The organism is Pseudorhodoferax aquiterrae, assembly GCF_014652235.1.
Lineage (GTDB): Bacteria > Pseudomonadota > Gammaproteobacteria > Burkholderiales > Burkholderiaceae_C > Pseudorhodoferax > Pseudorhodoferax aquiterrae.
On record NZ_BMYK01000068.1, the window covers coordinates 1 to 4,643 of the forward strand.

At 71.7% G+C, this 4,643-nt stretch carries 4 protein-coding genes; all 4 read right to left on the reverse strand.

The window, feature by feature from the left end:
• Positions 1 to 1,899 (reverse strand): PAS domain-containing protein (locus tag IE209_RS33455; RefSeq protein WP_189691175.1); only part of this gene is annotated, 1,899 nt, incomplete at its 3' end.
• Positions 1,900 to 2,079: 180 nt separating this feature from the next.
• Complete coding sequence (gene cbiB, locus IE209_RS33460) at positions 2,080 to 2,988, reverse strand: adenosylcobinamide-phosphate synthase CbiB (protein ID WP_189691176.1); 909 nt, start codon at positions 2,986 to 2,988, stop codon at positions 2,080 to 2,082.
• A complete protein-coding gene (cobO, locus tag IE209_RS33465) occupies positions 2,985 to 3,554 on the reverse strand; it encodes a cob(I)yrinic acid a,c-diamide adenosyltransferase (RefSeq protein ID WP_189691177.1) in 570 nt (189 codons plus the stop codon). The genes cbiB and cobO overlap by 4 nt, the downstream gene beginning before the upstream one ends.
• 10 nt (positions 3,555 to 3,564) lie before the next feature.
• Complete coding sequence (locus tag IE209_RS33470) at positions 3,565 to 4,329, reverse strand: ABC transporter ATP-binding protein (RefSeq protein ID WP_189691178.1); 765 nt, start codon at positions 4,327 to 4,329, stop codon at positions 3,565 to 3,567.
• Positions 4,330 to 4,643 lie beyond the last annotated feature (314 nt).

Sequence of the window (4,643 nt, forward strand, 5' to 3'; positions counted from 1 at the left end):
GCGCTCCTCCGTCACGTCCTCCATGAACCACACGCTGCCCTGGCTGGTGTCCTCGTGGATGTAGCGCGCGGTCACACGGCCCCAAAAGCGCGCGCCGTCCTTGCGCACGAACTCCTGGTCATGCAGGCTGTCGCGCGGCGCGCCGATCAACTGGCGCAGCCGCAGCCGGGCCGCTGCGTGGTCCGCGTCGCCTCCGTACCAGATGCCGATGGGCCGGCCCTGCAGCTCGCCCGGTGCATAGCCGAACATGCTCTCGAGTTCGCGGTTGCAGCGCGCCATGGTGCCGTCGCGCACGAAGGCGATGCCCACGCCCGCCGCCTCGAACATCGCGGCCTGCTCCTTCTGCGCCACGCCCAATGCGTTTTCGGCGGCCTTCAAGGCTTCCAGATCGACGATCACGCCGACCAGGCCGCCCGGGCTGCCGTCGCGCTGGCGAAAGCCGCTGACCGAGTACAGCACCTGGTGCGTCCGGCCATCGGCGAACGGGAAAGTGGTTTCCCGCTGAACATGTGCCGCTTCGGCGATCACGCGCTCGTCCTCGGCCTGCAACTGCGCGCGCAGCGCCTCGGGCATCTGCTCCAGCTCGTCCACGCGCTTGCCGACCAGGTCGGCGCGCTGCACGCCCAGCGCCCGCTCGAAGGCCTCGTTGCAGCCCAGCAGCCGCGTGTCCGGACCCTTGTAGAACACCGCATTGGGCATGCGGTCGATCATGGTCTGCAGGAAGACCGCCATCTCCTTGACCTGGCGCTGCGTCTCCTTGGCCGCGGTGATGTCGATCAGCGTGAACTGGATCAGCGTGCGGCCACGGTAGCGGAAGGTGGTGCCGCGGCATTCGGCCATCCAGTCCGTGCCGTCCGGGCGGCGGTGGCGCCACTCGAAGCTGGGCGACTCGCGGCCGGTGTCGTTGAGGTTGCGCCGGCCGGCCGCCAGGATTTTCTCCGTCGGCCCGCGCTCCTGCATGGGCGCCGAAATCGACAGCACGGTGCGTCCACGCAGGTCCTCGGCGCGCTCGAAGCCGTAGAGCTTGCGCGCCGCCTCGTTGCAGTCCACGTAGCAGTCGGTGGCGGGGTCGTAGATCGAGATCGCGATGTGCGACTGCTGGAACATCCGGCTGTAGCTCTCGTTCTCCTTGCGGATTTCCTCCGCGTCGCGGATCTCCGCCTCGTCCTCGATGATCCAGACCGTGGCGTCGCCGGCATCGGGCAGCGTGACCGTACTGGCCCTGCCGCAGGCCATGAAGCGGCTGCCGTCCTGGCGCCGGGCGCTCCAGGTGCCGCGGTAGTTCGCCTCCTGCGCGAGCGTGCGGGCCAGCTCGGCGCCGACGCGCTCGGCCTCGGCGGCGTCCTCGTACAGGCAGGCCGTGTCGCGGCCCACCGCCGCCCGCGCGTCGGCGAACTCGAAGATCTGCGCGAACTTCGCATTGGCGCGCAGGATCTTGCCGCCGCCGGTGAGCACGATGCCCACCTGCAGCTGGTGCAGCAGGCTGGGCTCGCCGTCCCATGGCGGCAAGCGGCTCGGCGCGTCGTCCGGCCCTGCGGTCTCGCCGATCCAGGCCGTGTACCAGGTCTGCCCGCCGGCCTGCAACCTGGTGCACTGCACGCTGGCCATGAACACCGAGCCGTCATGGCGCCGCAGCGGCAGTTGCAGATCCTGCACGGCGCCGCCGCCAAGCTCCAGCGCCCGCAGCAACTGCTGCACCCCGTCCTGCGCGTGCGCGTACAGCGTGGCCTCGAGCAGCGACGGCACCGGGCCGCCCGGCGGCGCGAACCAGTGCGACCAGGCCTTGTTGGCCTGGTGCACCTGGCCGAGGCCGTCGCACACCAGCAGCGCACGCGCGTCGGCGCGCCCGATGACGGCTGCGCCGGGCGGGCCACTGTTCTGCACGGGTGGGGAGCGCATGGCGGCTGCAGGCCCCCGTTCAGGCGTGCAGCGGAGACGGCGTGAACAACGGAACAAGCATCCGGGAGCGCTCCTGTTCTGATTTGTTACGGTTTATAAATGAATTCGGTCCGGGATTCGACCATGGCGACTGCGGTTTCCGTGACGGCTGCCACATGCGGGCGCGACCGGCCGGACAGATCAAGGCCAGCGCAGCACCGCCACCGCGCCCCCCAGCACCGCCACGCGCAGCACGGTGCGCCCGGCCAGCGCCAGCGCGCGCGCCAGGTCGCTGGCCTGCGGTGCCCTGCCATCGGCGTTGAGCGCATAGACGCCAGGCTTGCGCAGGCGCACGCCAAGGTGCAGCGCCATGGCCGCCATGGGCCAGCCGCTGTTGGGCGAGGCCGTGCGCCCGGCCTGCGCCACCAGCGCGCGCCAGGCCCACGGCGGGCCGAGCAGCAGCGCCGTGATGCGGGCCGGCACCCAGCCCAGCACATCGTCGGCGCGCGCGGCCCACTTGCCGGCCCATTCCCAGTCGCGCCCGCCGCGCATGCCGCGGTAGCCCCACATGGCATCGGCGGTGTTGGCGAAGCGGAACACGGCCGCGCCCGGCAGGCCGGCCACGAGGAACCAGAACAGCGGTGCGACCACCGAGTCGTTGAGGTTCTCGGCCAGGGACTCGATCGCGCTCTCGCGCACGGTGCCTGCATCCAGCGCCGCCACGTCGCGGCTGACCAGCATGGCCAGCCGGGCGCGCCCTGCCTCCAGCGACTGGCCCAGCGCGGTTTCGACCGCCTGCACCTCGTCGCGCAGCATGCGCCAGGCCAGCATGGGCTTGAGCGCCAGGCCCAGCAGCAGCGCGGCGGCCCAGCCGGGCAGCCAGGCCAGCACCGCCCATTGCAGCGCCGCTGCCAGCGCACCGACCGTGAGCGCGCCAACGCACCAGGCCAGCGCGCCGCCTGTGAAGGCGGCGGCCGGCGCCTGCGGCAGGCGCTTGCCGGCCCAGCCCAGGTAGCGGCCCATGGCCACAACGGGGTGCAGCGCGGCCGGCGGCTCGCCCCACAGGCGGTCCACCAGCAGCGCGATCCACAAGGCCGCGGCGGCGCTCAATCCTCGATGCCGCGCTGGGCCGGGATGCCGGCCTTGAACGCGTGCTTGACCAGCGTCATCTCGGTCACGGTGTCGGCCAGTTCGATGATCTCGGGCGGGCAGCGCCGACCGGTCAGCACCACGTGCACGTCCCTGGGCCGCGCGCGCAGCGTGGCCAGCACGTCGTCCAGCGGCAGCCAGCCGTAGATGAGCGGGTAGGTGATCTCGTCCAGCGTGACCATGAAGAACTCGCCCGACAGGATGGCCGCCTTGGCCTTCTCCCAACCCTCGCGCGCGAGCTGGCCCGAACGCTCCAGGTCCTGGCTCTTCCACGAAAAGCCGTCGCCCAGGCCCTCGATGGGCATGCCGAGCTGCTCGAACATGCGGTGCTCGCCGAAGCGCGCGGTCGGCACCTTCATGAACTGGTAGATCTTCACGCGCTTGCCGCGGCCATGCGCGCGCAGCGCCAGGCCGAAGGCGGCCGTGCTCTTGCCCTTGCCGTCGCCCGTGTTGACGATGACGATGCCGCGGCGCTCGCCTTCGGGCTTCTCGTAGGGCTTGGTGGTGGGTGGGGTTTCGATCTGCATGGGGTGGTCTTCAACGGGGAATCGTGATCCATTGGCCGGCGACGCAATGCACGGCGACGCGCTGCGCGAACACCGCCTCCAGCGCGCGGTGCGTGGCGGCATCGCCGCTGGCGCCGTGGTGCACGATCCGGCCGCGCTCGACGATGACCAGGGCGTCGGCCTGCAGCGCGGCCGAGAGTTCGTGCAGCACGCTGACGACGGTGCGGCCGGCGCGCGCGAGCGCCCGCGCCATGGCCAGCCAGTCGGCCTGGTGCGGCGGGTCGAGGTTGGCCAGCGGCTCGTCCATGAGCAGCACGGACGCCTGCACGGCCAGCGCGCGCGCCAGCAGCACGCGCTGGCGCTCGCCGCCCGAGAGCCGGCCGAGCGGGCGCGCCGCCCAGTCCAGCGCATGGGTGGCGCGCAGCGCCTGCTCGACGGCGGCATGGTCGGCCGCACCCGGCGCCGCCAGCCAGGCCCGGTGCGGCAGCCGGCCCAGCATGACCACGTCGTGCACCGACAGATCGTCGGCCGCGGCCTCGTTCTGGCCCAGCCAGGCGATGCGGCGGGCGCGTTCGCGGCCGCTGTAGCTCGCCAGCGGCCTTCCGTCCAGCAGCAGCTCGCCGGTGCTGGGCAGCAGGCCGGCCAGGGCCTTGAGCAGCGTGGACTTGCCGGCGCCGTTGGGACCGACCACGGCGGTCCAGCAGGCGGCCGGCAGGCGCAGGTCCACGCCGTGCAGCACCTCGACCAGGCCCTGGGAGGCGTGCAGATGGCGGGCTTCGAGCGTGGTGGTCACGATACGCCCCCCCAAAACAGGCCGAGCGCGGCGACGGCCCGAGTCGGTTCCCGCTCCCCGGGGCCCCTGTGCCCACGCCGAGGAGCGCAGTGGACTGGGCGGCGCAAGGGCACCTTGCGCTTCGTGAACTGACTCATTGCACTTGTTCGAGCTGAACGAACGCAGTGAGTGGTGCGAGTTGTGCAATGCGCCCAGGCCGCGAGCACCGCAGGTTGCCCGGAGCGAAGCGGAGGGACGTGGGCACCGGGGTCGCCCTTTCTTTGGTTACTTTCTTTCGGCGAAACGAAAGAAAGTGACTGCGCTGCCGGGCGCACATC